This is a genomic window from Mesorhizobium sp. L48C026A00 (genome assembly GCF_000502375.1).
In the GTDB taxonomy this organism is placed as follows: Bacteria; Pseudomonadota; Alphaproteobacteria; order Rhizobiales; family Rhizobiaceae; genus Mesorhizobium; species Mesorhizobium muleiense.
On record NZ_AYWU01000066.1, the window covers coordinates 1 to 16,264 of the forward strand.

Genomic DNA, 16,264 nt, shown 5'->3' on the forward strand with positions numbered 1-16,264 from the left:
CAGAGTGCGAGGCGCTGCCGCCAGGCGGCGGCCCATTTTTCGTCCCGGCGCACGAGAGCATCGAGCGCGGCGATCGCGGCGCCGCATGCGATCGCAGCATCTTCAACGGTTTGCGCCGCCGCGACCGCCCGGCGCAGCCAGGACGGCACCGATGCCGCGAGAGCGGACAGCCCGAGCCCGGGAGACTGGGCATGGTGGCGCGGGGCCGGTTTGGGGCGAAGAATCATCCCCGACAGGATGAATCGACGCGGCGCTTTTTGCAAGGCATGACCGCCAAAACCGCCGCGCCTGTCGCGGGACAATAATGTCCGGTAAGGTTGCCTTATCGGACGTATCATGAAAGGCCACTACTGCAGCACCTTCAGCCCGTGCTTCTCGACCACAGCCAGCAATTTCAGCGCCAGCCCGCTCGGTCGCTTGGCGCCGCTTTCCCACTTCTGCACCGTCGATTCCGACGTGTTGAGATAGCGCGCGAACACCGGCTGGCTGACATGGCTCTTCTCGCGCAGCGCCTTGATCTCATCCGGCGCGAATTTTTGCGGCACCGTCAGGCAGCTATCATCAAAGCTGCGCAGCGTCGCCTTGTCGATCGCGCCAATCTTGTAAAGCGCGCTCGCCGAGCTGTGGATCGCCTCGAAGGCATCCGACTTGTACCTATTGCTTCTGGTCATGGCATATCTCCAAAAAATCTCCCGCCGACACCAGCCGCTCGATCTGTCGGTCGGTCAACTCGGCATAGGCCTTCGCCAGCTTCCGGAATTGGGTAAGTTCCTTGTCGTCAATGTTAGCCCGGTCCTGTTTGGCGAAAACATACTCGTAGACCCAGAATCGGCCGGATTTGGCCAGTATGATTGATCGGTGCCGGTTGTCGTTCAGGCGCTTCTTGAACACGCCGCCGCCAAGATCGTCAGCCTGTCCCAAAGCCACCTGTTCGATCGCCTTGCATAGATCGGCGTCCGAAATGCGCGCCTTGCGCGCCGCCTTGGCGAACCAGGCCGTCTTGAAGGTCGTTCCGTCATGGCTTTAGATAGCACCTGGTGCTATCTATTTCAAGGCCGATAGTAGCACTTCGACCACGTCCCCGAGGCGCGAAACCCCTGCGCCGGCCTGGAAATCCATGCGGTCGCCAGGTGGACAGTCGCGTTCTTTGGCGGCAAGCTGGCCACCACGCGTGATTCACATCGCGGCCTGCATCATCGGTCTCGCATTCTTCAATCGTCCAACCGCGCCGTCGAACGCACCTGCGGCAATCGTCAACCCGGAAATGCCGTTCGTGACAAAGAGCACATCCCAGGTCCCAGCCGATCCCCATCGCAAAGCAAAGTTTCGCGAGATCGCCCGCGGCATCGTCGCCAAGGATCGCTACAACCGAAAATATGGCTTGGCTGTCGACACCGCGGGTGCCATCGCCGGCGCTCTGGAACGCGCCTACCGACAAGGCCTTGCCGGCTCTCGGCTGGATCGGCAGCCGCAAAGCCGGACTTCAGAAACTGGCCCGCTCGATTGGGCGCTTATTCCGCCGCGACCGCGCAACGCCTTCTGGAGCGTTTGCCTGGCAACCTTTGGCCGCGATGGAATGCGCCAGGAAGAGGGCTATCTCATGCCGACTGTGACGCAACGCGGGACCGCGGGATGGCAGCTCGTTGTGTCCGGCAAAATATGACGACAGACCGATCGCCGAAAGGACAATGGTCCCACTTGCGCGTCTCGGGTTGATCGAAGCGGCGGCGGACGGCACAAGACGTCTTATTGTTTCAGAACATGGCCAGGAAACATGGCGGCTGTTCAACAAACGTGGAGGACGGTTCCCCGATGACCTCACCGATTTGTGACGCGACAGCCCACGACGACGGGGACCTGCCCGACATCGTCGATCTCGTCCTTGAGATGGGCCGCATCCCGGCCGAGCCGCAAAAGCCCCCTCCCCTGCCGGTCGGGCTGGAAAACCTCGTCGAGACCGCAACAGGTTACGCCAAGGCCGCCAGCTCCGAGAACACGCGAGACGCCTACGCCAAGGATTGGCGGCATTTTGCGTCCTGGTGCCGCCGCGGCGGCTTTGAGCCGCTGCCGCCGGAGCCGCAAACGATCGGGCTGTATATCAGCGCCTGCGCTGCCGGCCACGTCAAGCGCGGCGTGAAACCGCTTTCCGTCGCCACCATAGAGCGGCGCCTGTCGGGATTGGTGTGGAATTTTACCCAGCGCGGCTTTGCGGTCGATCGGAAAGACCGCCACATCGCCACCGTGCTCGCCGGCATCCGCCGCAAGCACGCAAAACCACCGCGGCAAAAGGAAGCCGTCCTTGGCGACGATCTTCTCGCCATGGTCGCGACGCTGGGCCATGATCTGAGAGCCCTGCGCGACCGCGCCATCCTGCTCCTCGGCTTCGCCGGCGGCCTGCGGCGCTCCGAGATCGTCGGCCTCGACGTCACCCGAGACGAAAACAGCAATGGCGCCGGCTGGATCGAGTTTTTCCCCGAGAAGGGCGTTCTCGTGACGCTGCGGGGAAAAACCGGCTGGCGTGAAGTCGAGGTCGGCTGCGGCTCGAGCGATCAATCCTGCCCCGCCGTGGCGCTGGAGACATGGATCAAATACGGTCGCATTGGCCGTGGGCCGCTGTTTCGGCGGATTTTCAAGGATAACAAGACCGTCGACGTCGAGCGGCTCTCCGACAAGCATGTCGCCCGCCTGGTCAAGCAGACGGCGCTCGCTGCCGGCGTCCGTTCTGATCTTCCGGAAGGGGAGCGTGGGCTGCTGTTTTCTGGACACTCGCTCAGGGCTGGCCTTGCCACTTCGGCCGAGATCGAGGAACGCCACGTGCAGAAGCAGCTCGGCCACACGTCAGCGGAGATGACCCGCAAATATCAGCGCCGTCGCGACCGGTTCCGCGTCAATCTCACCAAGGCCAGCGGGCTTTGACGGGCCATCCCCTGCCCCGGGTGAAGGCGCAAGGTGAAACCTGAGGTTCGAAATTTCAGCTTACGGCTTCAATTGAAATCGGGAAGTAAAAGCCACACCGTTCCTGCAGATAGCCTGCCTGATGATTTCGCGGACCGCATTGCGAAGTCGATGGCGCAGCACCAGGCGGCGGCCGTGCACTGGCGGAAGCGGCGTGGTCGAGGCAAGGGAAGCGGAGTTTGTTCCCGCTCCTTAAACTGGGCCACCCGAGGCCGGAAGTTCTGATTTACCTCAAAGTGGAGTCGTTTCACGTGAGTCGAATCCCTCTTGAAAGTTGACTGCAGTCAACTCCCGGATACCCGTTAACCTCTCGTTAACATTAAATTTCTTGCCGGATCCAAAGAATCAGCGCTACATGCGGTTGGAACGCCGGATGGGCCTTCAAAACGCATGTGCGGAAAATATCGATGAATATGAAAGCTAGCATCCAGGAGGAGATTGCAGAAGTCGACCTGCTGATTACACAGCAGGCGAACGAACTGTCAGCGATGTTGAACGAGCATCGTTTGGCAATGTTTCCGCCCAACGCCGAGAAAACCCTCCGTCCATTCCAGTTGTCGGAAGCAGCCCAGTATCTTGGTGTCACGAGCGGGTACCTCAAAAATCTGTCTCTCGAAGGCAAGGGGCCACAACCGATGGTAACCCCATCGGGCCGCCGCTCCTATACCGCCGAACAGCTCTTGGAAATGCGCAGCTTTCTCGACAAGAACAGTCGGACAACAGCGAAATATGTTCCTCACCGCAGGGGCTCAGATCGTCTCCAAATCCTTGCGGTAGTCAATTTCAAGGGTGGTAGCGCGAAAACCACCACGGCCGCACACTTGGCGCAGCATCTGGCACTCACTGGGCATCGCGTTCTTGCAATCGATCTCGACCCGCAGGCCTCGCTGTCGGCCTTGCACGGCTTCCAGCCGGAGATCGATCACAACGAATCCCTTTACGAAGCCTTGCGCTACGATGACGAGAGGAAGCCACTGTCGGCGCTTGTGAAGAAGACCAACTTCCCCGGTCTCGACATCGTTCCTGCGAACTTGGAATTGCAAGAATTCGAATACGACACTCCCCTCGCCCTGTCGCAGAAAGACGGCTCGATCGGCCGCATCTTCTTCGGACGTCTGGATGACGCCTTGGCTGATGTTGCCGACGAATACGACATCGTAATCATCGATTGTCCTCCCCAGCTCGGATACCTGACGTTGACGGCGTTGTCGTCCTCGACTGGCATCCTGATAACCGTGCATCCGCAGATGCTGGATGTGATGTCCATGTGCCAGTTCCTGCTGATGATGGGTGAGATCATGGGCACCTTGAAGAAAGCGGGTGCCAACATGCGGCTCGATTGGCTTCGCTATCTTGTGACCCGCTACGAGCCAACGGACGGGCCACAAAGCCAGATGGTCGCCTTCATGAGATCGCTGTTCAAACAGCATGTGCTCGTCAACGAGATGCTTAAGAGCACGGCGATCTCGGATGCGGGGATTACCAAACAGTCCCTGTATGAGGTGGAACGCACCCAGTTCACCAGGTCGACATACGACCGCGCAATGGAATCCTTGCATCGGGTGAATTCAGAGATCACGGACCTAATCCACAGGGCATGGGGACGCTGATGTCCAGAAAAAACCTGCTGACTGCGTTTACCGAGCGAAAGTTGACCGCAGTCAACTCGACACCCGTAGACGACACGCCTTCGCCCGCCATGGAAAGAAACCGAAGCCGCGGCGCTTTCGGAGCCATGACGCGGTCGATCGACGAGCTCGCAGAGAAGGCGCAGGCCGCCAAAGATATCGAATCCCGACTGCTCGAAGGCGTAACGGTAATCGATCTCAACCCTGATACGATCGACGTCTCCTTTGTCGCCGACCGAATGGAAGATGACAAGGAAACCTTCGAGGAACTGGTCGAAGCCATCCGTCAAAGAGGGCAGGACAGCCCGATCCTGGTGCGGCCGCACCCTGGGATCGATGGCCGATACATGACCGTATTCGGCCATCGCCGGGCACGGGCTGCAAAGGAACTCGGAAGACCGGTGAGGGCGGTCGTCAAGGACCTGGCTGACAAAGACCATGTGATCGCCCAAGGGCAAGAGAACAGTGCCCGGGCCGATCTCTCGTTCATCGAGAAAGCCGTCTTCGCCAGCAATCTCGAGCGAAACGGCTATGACCGCGACGTCATTATGGCGGCTCTATCCGTCGACAAGACCGTTGTCTCGAAAATGATTTCTGTCACCAAGGACATTCCGGCTGAAATCATTAAGGCGATCGGAGCCGCCAAGAATAGCGGCCGCGACCGTTGGTACGATCTCGCCAAGAAGATCAGGGAAGGCGGCGGTTCCATTAAGGAGCTGATAGCAACACCTGAATTCGGGGACGCCACCAGCGACGACAGATTGGAGATGATGTCTCGGCACCTGTCTGGGAAGCCAGCGGGCCAGGGGATAGCAGCCGCTCAAAGAACACCGACCAAAACCTGGGCTCCTGAGGACAAATCAGTTAGCGTGACGCTGAAAAAGACCGCGAAAAAGGCCACTGTCACCTTGGAATCCGCTGACGGGCCGCTTTTTGCCGAATTCATAACCGGACGACTGGACGACCTCTACGAGGCGTTCCGGCAGTCCAATATGCAAGCAGTAGGAGACTGAAACCGCAAAAGAAAAAGGCCCCCGAACGAAACCGTCGCGGAAGCCCTTCTCGTGTTCTAGCAAGCCGAGAATCTCATTTCCACGAATCAGTGTCAAGAGTTTTAAGCGTCGATTCGGCGGACGGATTTCTTTTGCCTAATTGAAGGCGAAGGAAGAAATGGAGACGGGTATTGCAACGACGCCCTTTGGGCGGCGGCCGATGTCGCTTGCCATGCTGGCAGCGCAAAACNAACCTCTGCGAGGGCAAGAGCATCGTCGGCATCGGCGATCGCGCCCTGGCCGTCCTGAATGCGTTGCTGTCATTCTATCCTGACAGCGAGCTGAGTGAGGAAAACGGCCTCATCGTGTTTCCCTCGAACGCACAGCTGTCCCTCAGGGCGCACGGCATGCCCGATTCCACCTTGCGGAGGAACCTGGCGGAGCTGGTGGATTGCGGTCTAGTCAACCGTCGGGACAGCCCGAACGGCAAGCGTTATGCACGGAAGGGAAGGGGCGGGGAGATCGAGGAAGCATTTGGCTTCTCGCTGGCGCCGCTGCTGGGCCGTGCTCAAGAGTTCGAGGCGGCGGCCGAGCGTGTTCGCGCCGACAACAGGGCGCTCAGGCTGATGAGGGAACGCATTACGCTGCACCGCCGGGATATCCACAAGTTGGTCGAGGCGGCCGTTGAGGAAGACGTGCCGGGCGACTGGGGAAGCCTGTGGAGGCGTCTCCGCGCCATTGTGGGGACAATTCCGCGCCGAGCCCGCATTGCCGAGCTCGAGCCTATCGTGGCCGATCTGGCCGCGTTGCGTGATGACGTGGATAAGCTGCTGGAAATCCATATGGAATCCACGAATCCGAGCGGCAATGAGTCCCAAAGCGAGCGGCAGCAATCTGATTCAAATACCGAGTCTATTTTTGAATTTGAACCTGCTTTGGAAAAAAGCGGGGCGGCGGCCGAGCCAAGGACGAGGACCGCAGAGTCGCCGAAAACCTATCCGCTGGGGCTAGTGCTGAAGGCCTGCCCCGAAATTGCAGACTACGCCGTTGAGGGGATCGGCAACTGGCGCGATCTCATGATAACCGCGGCCCAGGTGCGGGGGTATCTGGGCGTTTCGCCGTCAGCGTATGAGGATGCCTGCCATGTCATGGGTCAGGAGATCGCCGCGGTTGTGATTGCCTGCATTCTCCAAAGGGCACAGCACATCGATTCAGCGGGCGGCTATCTGCGCGTGCTGACCGAGAAGGCGAGGGCAGGGGAGTTTTCGGTCGGGCCGATGCTGATGGCGGCATTGCGAGCGAACGGCGTGACAGCAAAGATGACAGGGTAACCGTTGGCGGATCGGTTCGCGCTGATGCAGGGGCTTGCATGGCGCATCATGTGAGGCTATATTTTGCCTCAAATGGATTGGAGAGTGAAATGCTAGCGTTCGGAAATGTCGCCGACGTGTTGGGGCTGCCCGTTAAAGAGGTGGCGGCGCGNTGGAGAGTGAAATGCTAGCGTTCGGAAATGTCGCCGACGTGTTGGGGCTGCCCGTTAAAGAGGTGGCGGCGCGGTCGCCTTTCGGGCTGATCTCCCGGATCGAGGATGGACTTCCCATTGGCGCACTTGAGCGCGTTGCGCATCTTCTGGCGCCTGGCGATGCTCAGTTCAAATACCGGCTGATCCCCAAGGCGACCTACGAGCGGCGCAAGGCGGTACATCGCCTCTCGTCGGACGAGGGCACGCGATTGGCCCGCGTCGCGCGCGTCTGGGGCCTTGCTGTCGATGTCTGGCAGAACGAAGCGGAAGCGCGCGATTTCCTGTTTCGGCCGCACCCGATGATTGAGGACAAGCGACCGATCGACGTCGTTATCCTGAGCGAGTTCGGCGCCGAAATGGTAGTCGATATCCTCGGAGGTCTGAAGTACGGCAGTGCTGCGTGACGGCCCAGACTCTCGATCGCACGCTATNCCCAGCCGTCACTGCCCGGCTGGGACACGATGCCGGCGACGGTGAGCAAGGGATTTGGCGAAACCTGGTGTTTAGACCGGCGCAGCGTCATCCTGCTGGTGCCGAGTGTCGTGGCGCGTCTCGATTGCAATGTGCTGATCAACCCGGCCCATCCGGAGTTTTCCAGGATCCAGACCAGTCTGCACCAGCTTGTCTACTGGGACGGGCGGCTGTTTGGCGCGTAACGGGCTCTTTGTCCCTACAGCCCGCCCGCTTTTGTGGGATTGACACGAAAACAGTCGCGCCGACGTGGTATCTGCAGGTCATCTCGGCCGAGGCGTGGCCGAGTCCTGGAGCTGACGCCGCAAGCTGTGACGTGCCGGATCGATCTGCGACTTAATTTAGACGATGATCCGCGCCGCCCTTCCAAGCGTCCGCTCGGCGTCGTTGTAGTAGTTCGACGCCTGTTGCACGGAGCGATGCTGCGACTGCTGCATGGCTTCGGGCAGCGGAATGCCGCGGCGGGCGGTTTCGGTGAGATAGNTGCACGGAGCGATGCTGCGACTGCTGCATGGCTTCGGGCAGCGGAATGCCGCGGCGGGCGGTTTCGGTGAGATAGCCGGAGCGCAGGCCGTGGGCGGAGAAGGCCTGCGGGTCGAGCCCGGCCTCGGCGACGCGGCGTTTCAGGATCAGATTGACGGCCTGCGGCGTCAGGGCACGTTTTTCGAGATTGCCCCAACGGTCGATGCCGCGAAACACGGCACCGTCAGTGATCCCGGCGCGCTCGAGCCAGTCTTTCAGGACCAGAACAGGCCGGCCGACGAGCAGCACAAAAGCGTCGCTGTCGGCCTGTGTCGTTTTTGTCCGGCCCAGCCGGATTTTTAGGCAGGGAATTTTTTGCCCCTCTGGCTCCTTGGGATCCGCGGGCACCGGCTCTTCTTCGACGATCTGCTCGAACCTGAGCGAAGCAATTTCGCTGCGGCGGCGGCCGCCGGAGGCGAAGGCGGTGATGAGGATCGCGCGATCCCTGACGTCGACGAAACGGTCGCCGGCGCAGGCCTTCAGGAGGGCGGCCAAAACATCGGCGGTCACCGCCTTTTTGCTTTTTCGTACGCGGGGGCGGGCGCTGGCACGCACCGCCAGTTTTATCGCGCTGCGTAGACCCGGCGCGTTGAATTTGCCGCGCAAACCGCGCCATTTGGTCAGCGTCGACCAGCTGGACAGCCGCCGGCGCACGGTGGCGGGCGCATGCGGGCCGTCGCTGCGAAGAAGCCCTTCGGCTTTCAGCGTTATCGCGACTTCGGCGGGCATGCCGTGCACGGGATCGGTTTCGCGTTTCGAAAAATCCCAGAGGTGGTGGGCGACGAATTTGATCAGCAGCGCTTCAGGCGCTGGCCAGGGGAGCGAAAAACCGGTCGCGGCCAGAGACCAGGCTTCGAGGTAACCGAGATCCGAGGCCAGGGCGCGCAGGGAATTCTCGCCGATGCCTTCTTTGGCGAGATGGCGCAGTGTGGCGACATCGTCGTCGGTGAGGATTTCGGCCAAAAAGTCGCGGCGGTCGAACGGCAGCACGGACTCCAGCGCGTCCAGCGCCTCGGCGCGGCGCAGTTTTTGGTCGGATCCGGGTTTTGGCAGGCGAAGGTCCATGACGCCGCCTCAGAACAGATATTTTTTGTCTGCCCAGGCGAGCAGCACGGCGGCATCGCGGTCTGGCAGGCGCACGCGCCCGGCACGCAAGCCGTCGGCGATGGTGTGGCCGACGTCCGGATCGACCCAGTGCCCGTGCGTCATAAAAAAGAACCAGGCGAAGGGCAGGCCCACCTCCGCGTCGATCGCCTCGGTCCGCTCCATCAGGCGGTGCACCGAAATACCTTCTTCCATCGGCAGCTTCCCGGCAGGCATTTTGAGCGGCCGCGGAATAAACCCGATCTCGCGTTTTTGGCCGGGACCCTCAAAATCGTGGATGTCGAAGGCCCAGTGGTCAAAGATGCGTGCGCTTGCGGCACTTGATCGCGCCCAGTCGGCAAAAAAGCGGTTTTCGCGGGGAAAAAAATCGAACCAGCCGGGATTGGCCTCCAGGAATGGGATGTCCCTGACAGCCTCGGAGCCGACCTCGTGGATGACGCGGCTTTCGAGTTCAGGCCGGCGGGCTTCGCGTTGCTCGCGTTCGATGCGGGCGCGGCGCGCCAAAAAACTCCTCATGTGGACGATGCCGCCGCCGGCGCGGCCACGCAGCCGGTAGACCGGTCCTGCCAGCGGCTGCGCCTCGGCAGCGGAATCGCGAGAAACCCAGGTCGGCTCGAAGAGATCGTCGGCGCTATAGGGGCGATAATCGGGATCCACCACGGGTCCGGCCACAAATTCGATCTCGCGGCCGAGCGAGAGCTGGATAAAATCGGCGACGCCCGGGCCGGTCGGCGCAAAGGCGAAGGCGCTGGCGCCGCGCCATTCGGTGAATTTTTCTCCGCTCTCGCGATGCCGGTTCCAGAAGGCGGTGAGGTCGCCGCCGACAGCGGCCAGTGCGCGCTCGACCCAGGCGCGATGGTCGCCGAGGCGCGTGTCGTCGGCAGCGACGACAGCATGAGGGTTGCACCAGTAGGGGTCGTCGATCCTCGCGACGGTAAAGGCGAAGCCCGGAAAAGCCTTGTTCAGGGCCGGGGCAAGCTCGGCGTCGGCCGACTGCGGCTGCAGAGCCGCGAGCACGGTATCGACGGAAGCGGCGTCGGGCAGGCGCACGGGTTTTTGCTCGGACATCCAGGGCTGCCTTTCTATTGGCCGGAAAAGACCCGTCCAGAACGCCGGCCGCACGACGCCGGCGGCCATCTGGAGGGCGATTCTGGCTGATTTGGCGCACGAGATCAATCACTATCGATAAGAGGTCATTATCGATAGTGATTTTTGCCTCTGAAGAAACACGACGTAAGTCCAGTGAGACCCTCACTAGCTTGACCAATGCGAATCAGCCATCATGAAAACAATGGCTTACACGCTCGACAAACTGCCCCTGGAAACCCTGATCGGGCCGGTTGCCCGCGCGACCGAGATTTTGGTCCGCCTCGACGAGCGGGTCGCCCGCTCTCCCGTCCGCGACGGCTTTGTCGAACGCCAGCATTTTGTCGACGCGGCCTCGGCGCTTTGGCTCGAGGGCGAACTCGTCCACCTCGAGGACCTCGTGCTGCACGACGCCCACATGGACATCCGCACCCCGACCCACGAACTCACCCGGGCGCACGCGGTGCTGCGAACTCGCCGACGGATTTTTGCGCAAAAGCCGGACTGGGCGCTCAGCCGCGACGGTTTTTTGGCGCTGACCGGTCGCGGCGGCGCCATGCCGGCGGCGGGCCAAAAAAGCCGGGACGCGGAGGGAGCTGGAGCCAGCTCCTTTGAAGCCGACGATCGCGATGACGCTGAGGCTAACCGGCTGGCCGAAGAATTTGCCGAGATCGATGCCGTCCTGGCGCGCTCGTCGAAGATTCTCAGCGGCGCCGACGTGCGGGTGAAAGCGGCGCGGCCGGACGACCGGCCGGAGCCGCAAAACGGCCTGATCTACGATCTCGACTGGAATGAGGAAGAACGGCTGGCCGAATGGCAGGTTGTGCTCGCCGGGACGCGCGATCTGCCGGTCGTCCTGCGCGCCGCAATCCTGCTTGAGGCATGGTCCGACATCGAGGTGCTGCAGCATGCCGCCTGGCTCGGGCCACTGTTCGTCGCCTCGCTGCTGCGGCAGGAGGGGCTCGCCGCCCACCATCTCGCTTGCATTCATCTCGGCGCGAAAAACATTCCGCGGGAGCGGAGGCGGGCGCGCAATCGCGGCGATCGGCTGCTCGCCTTGCTCGATGCCATTCACGACGCAGCAGTGGCTGGCCTGAAGGAGCATGACCGTCTCGTGCTGGCAAAAAGCCAGATGGAGCGGCGGCTGCGCGAACGCCGCGCCAGCTCGAAACTGCCCGACCTGGTCGAGCTGGTGCTGTCGCGACCGCTCGTCTCTACCGGCATGATCCAGGAGCGGCTAAAGGTGACAAAACAGGGCGCGCTCAACCTGATCGGCGAGCTTGGCCTGCGCGAGATGACGGGCAGGGGAAGGTTTCGGGCATGGGGTGTGATCTAACGGTCCTCCCAACCACACGCCTTTGGGAGGCCGATTAGATTGCTGCTCGACTAGCCTCTCAATTGTCCGGCGTTGCGGCGCCTGTTTCGCCTGTGTTGGGCTCGACGTCGATGGTCGCGATCCCAGGGTCGACGTGCTTGGCAGTCACATATGAGAATCCCGGCAATCGGATTCTGCTGCCGAAACGTGGCTACGAACCGAAGGTCTGTTCACGTCTGGGAGCTTGGCGGATCGAATTGAACAAGCCTAAGCTCGCACTATTGACTGCAACGATTCGGATCGACGATGGCTGAGCAACCCCGGATCAAATATCTTTCGATCGCGAAGTTTCGGGGCATCGAGTCTCTGGAGTGGCGTCCAACGATCAAATAAACATCCTTATAGGCGGCGGTGACTCTGGGAAGAGCACTGTTCTACATGCAGTTGCGTTGCTGTTTAGCCTAACAAATACAATCAAGTGCTCGAAACGGACTATCTCAACCGATCCACGAAAGACGGGTTCTCGATCGAGGCGGTCGTCGAAATTCCAGCCGAAGTTGGAATTGCCGACTGTCAACAAGCCCTATGGCCATGGGAATGGGACGGGCAGAAGGCGGTCCTTCCGGATCCGAGTCATCAAGGCCATCCCGTCCAACCTGTCTTCAAATTCCGAATCCGCGGCACTGATGAACTTGAGCCAGTTTGGGAGGTCATTCAACCCAACGAGGACGTGGTTGCACTTTCGGTAGGCCTGCGGCGGAAGATCGGAGTCGTTCGCCTCGCCAACGACGATCGTAACGACCGTGATCTGAGGCTTGTCTCGGGCTCCGGCACTTTGATGCACATTGATGATCCGACAGGATCCGCAGTTTATCGACTGGCCTCTCGGCGGCGCAAGGAGCTTTGCGGCCTGGCCGTCTTCCAGGTTCCGGAGACGGCGCATCTGGACGACGAGGATCATCCCCTGATCGGCGTCCCGCTGACGATCACCAAGGGCGACAAGCCGCGCACGATCTACCCGCCGATCCGCCTGGTCGACCGGACGCAACGCTATATCGACGAGGTTCGCACGCCGCAGGTCCGGGCGTTGCGTCGTCAACGGCCGGACTATCGGCCGCCCTCCGCGCTCTTCCTCAATCTTCAGGGAAACGCGGTGAGCAAGGCGCGATTGACGGCGGTGTTTGCAGCGGCGTTCCGCGCGGCCGGGGTGACGGGAACCTTGCATTATCTGAGGCACACATTCGCGATGACGATGCTGGTGCGGCTGCAGCGGCAGGCATCGAGTACGCCGGACCTCAATCCGCTGAAGATCGTGCAGGTCCTGCTGGGGCACAGTTCGATCCAGAGCACCGCGATTTATCTGCGCTGCGTCGAGCTGAATGGACGGGACCTCGCTGACAGCATCGACTACCTCTATTGCGAACTGATCCCCGATGGCCGTTAGACGCGAGCGCATCGACCGGCGGCTGTCGGCCGCGACACCGATCATTCTGGACCAGTCGGCCGAGACCATCGTCGTCTTCCGCGACGGCTGGGGCGACGTTACAAAGCGCTACGATCCCGGCACGCTCGGCTTGCCGTTTGACGTTGCAATACTGCTGGCCGACGCCTTCCGTCATCATCATGCCGCCTCGAGCCGGGACACGCAGCGTCATTGCTGGATGGCGCTGCGGGCGTTCGCGCGCTTCGTGTCGGAAGACGGTCTTGTTGTGTCGGTCGACGATCTGACCAGTGCGATGGTCGGACGCTATATCGCGTGGCTGGATCGCCAGGTCGCAGAACAAACGAACCAGCCCTGGTCAAAGGGCTCGCGGGCGAATGTGCTGATGCAACTTCGCCAGATGATCGACTGGACGAAGCGCCGGCATCCGTCCCGGCTACCGTCACGGATCGACTTCCCCTGGCGGGTCTGGCCGAACCGTAGTGCCGATCCCCGGGCTCGTCTCGGCGGAGATGACCTCAAGGCAATCCTTCGCGCGTGCTATGAGGAAATTGACGAGGCGTGGGATCGCTTCGATGCGGGTCGGACCATCCTCGCCACGAGCGGCCCGGTCGATGGCGTCGATCCCGAACTTTGCGACATGGTCCGGGCGCTTGCTCGAGTGAACGACGGCGTCCTGCCGTCCCGAACGCTTGCGCTCCGCAGCCAGGCCAGCATGTCGGCGGTCAACCGCCATGGCGGGCTTCGTCATCTTGGCGGCTATCTTCACCTGACCGGCGAAACGGTCGTCGCGTTCTTCATCGCCATTGCGATCCAGACGGCGGGCAATCCGGACGCGCTGCGGATTATCAAGCGCGATTGCCAAGTCGCGCATCCGCTTGACGAGCATCGCATAATCGTCGAGTGGGCCAAGCCCCGGGGCCGGCGCGAAGGTGAAGCGCGCGCAAAGGCGATCCTTCGATTGCCGTCGGCGACATGCGGCGCCGAACCTGATTGACCGGTTGCTGGCGATGACGGCGCCGCTCGTCTCCCGATCCAGCCGGCAGGACCGCAATCGTCTGTTTCTGGTGAAGAGCGAGAAGAAGGACGCGGTGACGCTGATTGCGGAGGCGACCTTGTCGCATGCCCTGAAGCCGTTCATCAAACGCTCCAATGCCCGCATCGCCATCTGGAACAAGGCCGCACCGGAACGCGCACGTCAACTCTTGCCGGATTTTGCCGCCATTCTGTTGCGGGGCAGCGTGGCACCCGAATACTACAAGGCGTCCGGCGGCGATATCGCTGCAACACAGGACGTGCTCAACCACGCCCGCGTCGATACGACCGAGCTTTACATCAAGGGACCGCAGACGCGCCGCATTCAGCGCGAAACCATCGCCCGATCGCAAGCGCTCATGCTCGGTTGGATCGTCGGCGCGAAGTCGGACGGCGAGGATCAGGCGCAACGCGACCGGATTGCGCTGGCGAGCGATGCGACGGTTCCGTTCAGCCATGATTGCCTCAACCCGGCCACGGGCACAGCACCGGGATCGGCGGCTGGCAGGATCTGCCGGCACTTTGGCGGATGCCTGCGCTGCCCGGGACTGGTTATCCCGATCGATGCGGATCACATGGCGCGCATTCTCCAGGCGAAGAAAGAACTGGAGCGCGCGCGTGAACGCATCGATCCGCGCCGCTTCGAGCTTCTGTATGCGCCGAGCCTGCGCATTCTCACCGAGAACATCCTGCCTGACTTCCCGGAACGACTTCGCGAAGAGGTCCGAACGTCGAATGTCGACCCTGCCAACCCTTCCGGCGCTGGAGTGAACGATGCAAGCGTCCACTGCATCCGATCTTGTTGCCGCCGCAAGGCCAGCACTCCGGATATCGGCGCGCTCGGTGTGGTCGGATCAGGTCTGGCATCTCGACGGCCATCGTCCCGGCGCAAACCGGAGCGACTTCTCGCTCGACTGGGGCTTTGCCCTTGCCGACGACAGCCGGTTCAGCGATCCGCAATGGGCTGACTGGCAAGAGGCGGCCAAACTGTTCCTGTGGAGCCTGAAGCTGGACCCGCCTCCAGGTCGCCGCAACGTTCACGAGTCGACGATCGTCCGTGTCTTCAACACGCTGCGGATGCTGATCCGCTGGATGGCGGCGCAAGGATACCGCAGCTTCGCCGATCTCGATCGTGACGGCTGCGATAGGTTCATGGCGGCAATGGCACAGCGTCCGGGCAGCAAGCCGGGCAAGGCGGTGATGACCGTGACCCTGCAACATTATGCAAACTTGCTGACATGCCTGTATCTTCAGGGGGCCAAGTTCCTGGAAGTTGCGAACGACGAAAAGCGCGTGAACTTCGCCGGATTGCTCGCTGCCTCCGTCAGTGGCGCAACCATGCCCGACGAAAGCACCTTGCGGCGCCATGCATAGAGCTGCGAGGGGTCCAGCCCCTCGGAATGCGCAACTGCCGACACATTACCCCCTGGCGAGAAGGCTTCGGCGACAAGCCGTGCCTTCTCTTCGTCCGACCGATGGCGCGGCTTGCGTCGGGACGGCACAGGCTCCGCCGTCAAAATCTCGAATGTTCGATGATGGCTCATACTGTCGCTCACAGGATTCTCCGCATGATTCATGCTGAAAATGAGCGATCAACCGCCTGCACGCTACGTGGGGATGCCTACGCGCTTACGGAAAAACGGACTTTTCCAGCGATCTAGGATGACCGACACCGGGCTACGTCGCGCCAGCGCAATCGGCGCGCAGAAAATTAGGCCTACCCGCTCCGGGACCGCGGACCTCGTCAGCTTCTCGTAAGTATGCCCGAGTAGGCANCCGGGCTACGTCGCGCCAGCGCAATCGGCGCGCAGAAAATTAGGCCTACCCGCTCCGGGACCGCGGACCTCGTCAGCTTCTCGTAAGTATGCCCGAGTAGGTTGCTCAGCTGATCTGTGGACGTGAGGCTAGCGTGAACCGGCACAAATTTGACCTATCCAATGTAACAGGTTGGCGGCAGGTGCAGCCCCCGGCATCTCAAGAGCAAGCGGCACAGGCCGGGCAAGAGGGCTTTGAGCAGCGCTCGGGCGAGGCGCGCCAAGCCGCTGCCCAAATTCCCGCCCCCGGCGTTCCGGCTCTGCCAGACCCGTTCCATCCTCATCCGTCTCAGGGAGACCTGAGCCTCATCGAAGGCGCGGCCCCATGGGAAGCGCAGCCCATGATGCAAGGGAGCGGACAAGAACACGCCGCGGCGCC

Annotated in this window: 14 protein-coding genes and 4 pseudogenes; 12 read left to right on the forward strand and 6 right to left on the reverse strand. The window is 61.6% G+C overall.

Annotation, left to right across the window (positions count from 1 at the left end; all coding sequences use genetic code 11):
- The 3 genes from X738_RS0145030 to X738_RS0145035 form a co-directional block, all read right to left on the reverse strand.
- A partial coding sequence (locus tag X738_RS0145030) for a DUF1403 family protein (protein ID WP_373420509.1) occupies positions 1 to 263 on the reverse strand: 263 nt, incomplete at its 3' end.
- An 84-nt stretch (positions 264 to 347) separates the two neighbouring features.
- The gene (locus X738_RS79805; RefSeq protein ID WP_023804115.1) at positions 348 to 671 is read right to left on the reverse strand and encodes a helix-turn-helix domain-containing protein; all 324 of its coding nucleotides are present in this window, start codon (positions 669 to 671) and stop codon (positions 348 to 350) included.
- Positions 655 to 963, reverse strand: a complete 309-nt coding sequence (locus tag X738_RS0145035) for a type II toxin-antitoxin system RelE/ParE family toxin (RefSeq protein WP_051408014.1) — start codon at positions 961 to 963, stop codon at positions 655 to 657. Before X738_RS0145035 ends, X738_RS79805 begins: the two co-directional genes overlap by 17 nt.
- Positions 964 to 1,171: 208 nt before the next feature.
- Between X738_RS0145035 and X738_RS79810 the strand changes: the two genes are divergently transcribed.
- The 7 genes and pseudogenes from X738_RS79810 to X738_RS0145045 all read left to right on the forward strand — a co-directional run.
- Positions 1,172 to 1,663: a hypothetical protein gene (locus tag X738_RS79810; RefSeq protein WP_023804117.1), complete on the forward strand. Its 492-nt coding sequence runs from the start codon at positions 1,172 to 1,174 to the stop codon at positions 1,661 to 1,663.
- Positions 1,664 to 1,812: 149 nt separating this feature from the next.
- The gene (locus X738_RS79815; RefSeq protein WP_023804118.1) at positions 1,813 to 2,916 is read left to right on the forward strand and encodes a site-specific integrase; all 1,104 of its coding nucleotides are present in this window, start codon (positions 1,813 to 1,815) and stop codon (positions 2,914 to 2,916) included.
- Between the two features lie 446 nt (positions 2,917 to 3,362).
- Positions 3,363 to 4,565 carry a plasmid partitioning protein RepA gene (repA, locus tag X738_RS79820; RefSeq protein WP_023804119.1) on the forward strand — a complete coding sequence of 401 codons (1,203 nt, stop codon included), beginning with the start codon at positions 3,363 to 3,365 and terminating at the stop codon, positions 4,563 to 4,565.
- Positions 4,565 to 5,596 (forward strand): plasmid partitioning protein RepB, encoded by a 1,032-nt coding sequence (gene repB, locus X738_RS79825; RefSeq protein ID WP_031257121.1) that lies wholly within the window; start codon positions 4,565 to 4,567, stop codon positions 5,594 to 5,596. The genes repA and repB overlap by 1 nt, the downstream gene beginning before the upstream one ends.
- Before the next feature lie 157 nt (positions 5,597 to 5,753).
- Positions 5,754 to 6,906 (forward strand): annotated as a pseudogene (gene repC / locus X738_RS79830) (plasmid replication protein RepC).
- Positions 6,907 to 7,069: 163 nt separating this feature from the next.
- Positions 7,070 to 7,501: an antitoxin Xre-like helix-turn-helix domain-containing protein gene (locus X738_RS79835; protein WP_023804122.1), complete on the forward strand. Its 432-nt coding sequence runs from the start codon at positions 7,070 to 7,072 to the stop codon at positions 7,499 to 7,501.
- A 33-nt stretch (positions 7,502 to 7,534) separates the two neighbouring features.
- Positions 7,535 to 7,753, forward strand: a pseudogene (locus tag X738_RS0145045) (RES family NAD+ phosphorylase); the annotation flags it as partial.
- Between the two features lie 156 nt (positions 7,754 to 7,909).
- Here X738_RS0145045 and X738_RS79840 read toward each other — a convergent pair.
- Both X738_RS79840 and X738_RS79845 read right to left on the reverse strand, forming a co-directional pair.
- Positions 7,910 to 9,155, reverse strand: a pseudogene (locus X738_RS79840) (tyrosine-type recombinase/integrase).
- A gap of 9 nt (positions 9,156 to 9,164) precedes the next feature.
- Positions 9,165 to 10,262 carry a hypothetical protein gene (locus tag X738_RS79845; RefSeq protein ID WP_031257124.1) on the reverse strand — a complete coding sequence of 366 codons (1,098 nt, stop codon included), beginning with the start codon at positions 10,260 to 10,262 and terminating at the stop codon, positions 9,165 to 9,167.
- Between the two features lie 214 nt (positions 10,263 to 10,476).
- On the opposite strand from X738_RS79845, the gene X738_RS79850 reads away from it, so the two are divergent.
- From X738_RS79850 to X738_RS88110, 5 genes are all read left to right on the forward strand, one after another.
- Positions 10,477 to 11,616: an RHE_PE00001 family protein gene (locus X738_RS79850; RefSeq protein ID WP_306455009.1), complete on the forward strand. Its 1,140-nt coding sequence runs from the start codon at positions 10,477 to 10,479 to the stop codon at positions 11,614 to 11,616.
- Positions 11,617 to 12,325: 709 nt separating this feature from the next.
- Positions 12,326 to 13,039: a site-specific integrase gene (locus X738_RS79855; protein ID WP_245277892.1), complete on the forward strand. Its 714-nt coding sequence runs from the start codon at positions 12,326 to 12,328 to the stop codon at positions 13,037 to 13,039.
- Complete coding sequence (locus tag X738_RS86555; protein WP_023804129.1) at positions 13,029 to 14,033, forward strand: phage integrase SAM-like domain-containing protein; 1,005 nt, start codon at positions 13,029 to 13,031, stop codon at positions 14,031 to 14,033. Before X738_RS79855 ends, X738_RS86555 begins: the two co-directional genes overlap by 11 nt.
- 13 nt (positions 14,034 to 14,046) lie before the next feature.
- Positions 14,047 to 15,039: a hypothetical protein gene (locus tag X738_RS86560; RefSeq protein ID WP_051408015.1), complete on the forward strand. Its 993-nt coding sequence runs from the start codon at positions 14,047 to 14,049 to the stop codon at positions 15,037 to 15,039.
- Between the two features lie 109 nt (positions 15,040 to 15,148).
- Positions 15,149 to 15,445: a hypothetical protein gene (locus tag X738_RS88110; protein WP_023804131.1), complete on the forward strand. Its 297-nt coding sequence runs from the start codon at positions 15,149 to 15,151 to the stop codon at positions 15,443 to 15,445.
- A 17-nt stretch (positions 15,446 to 15,462) separates the two neighbouring features.
- On the opposite strand, the pseudogene X738_RS88115 reads toward X738_RS88110, so the two are convergent.
- Positions 15,463 to 15,648: pseudogene (locus X738_RS88115) on the reverse strand (transposase); the annotation flags it as partial.
- Positions 15,649 to 16,264 lie beyond the last annotated feature (616 nt).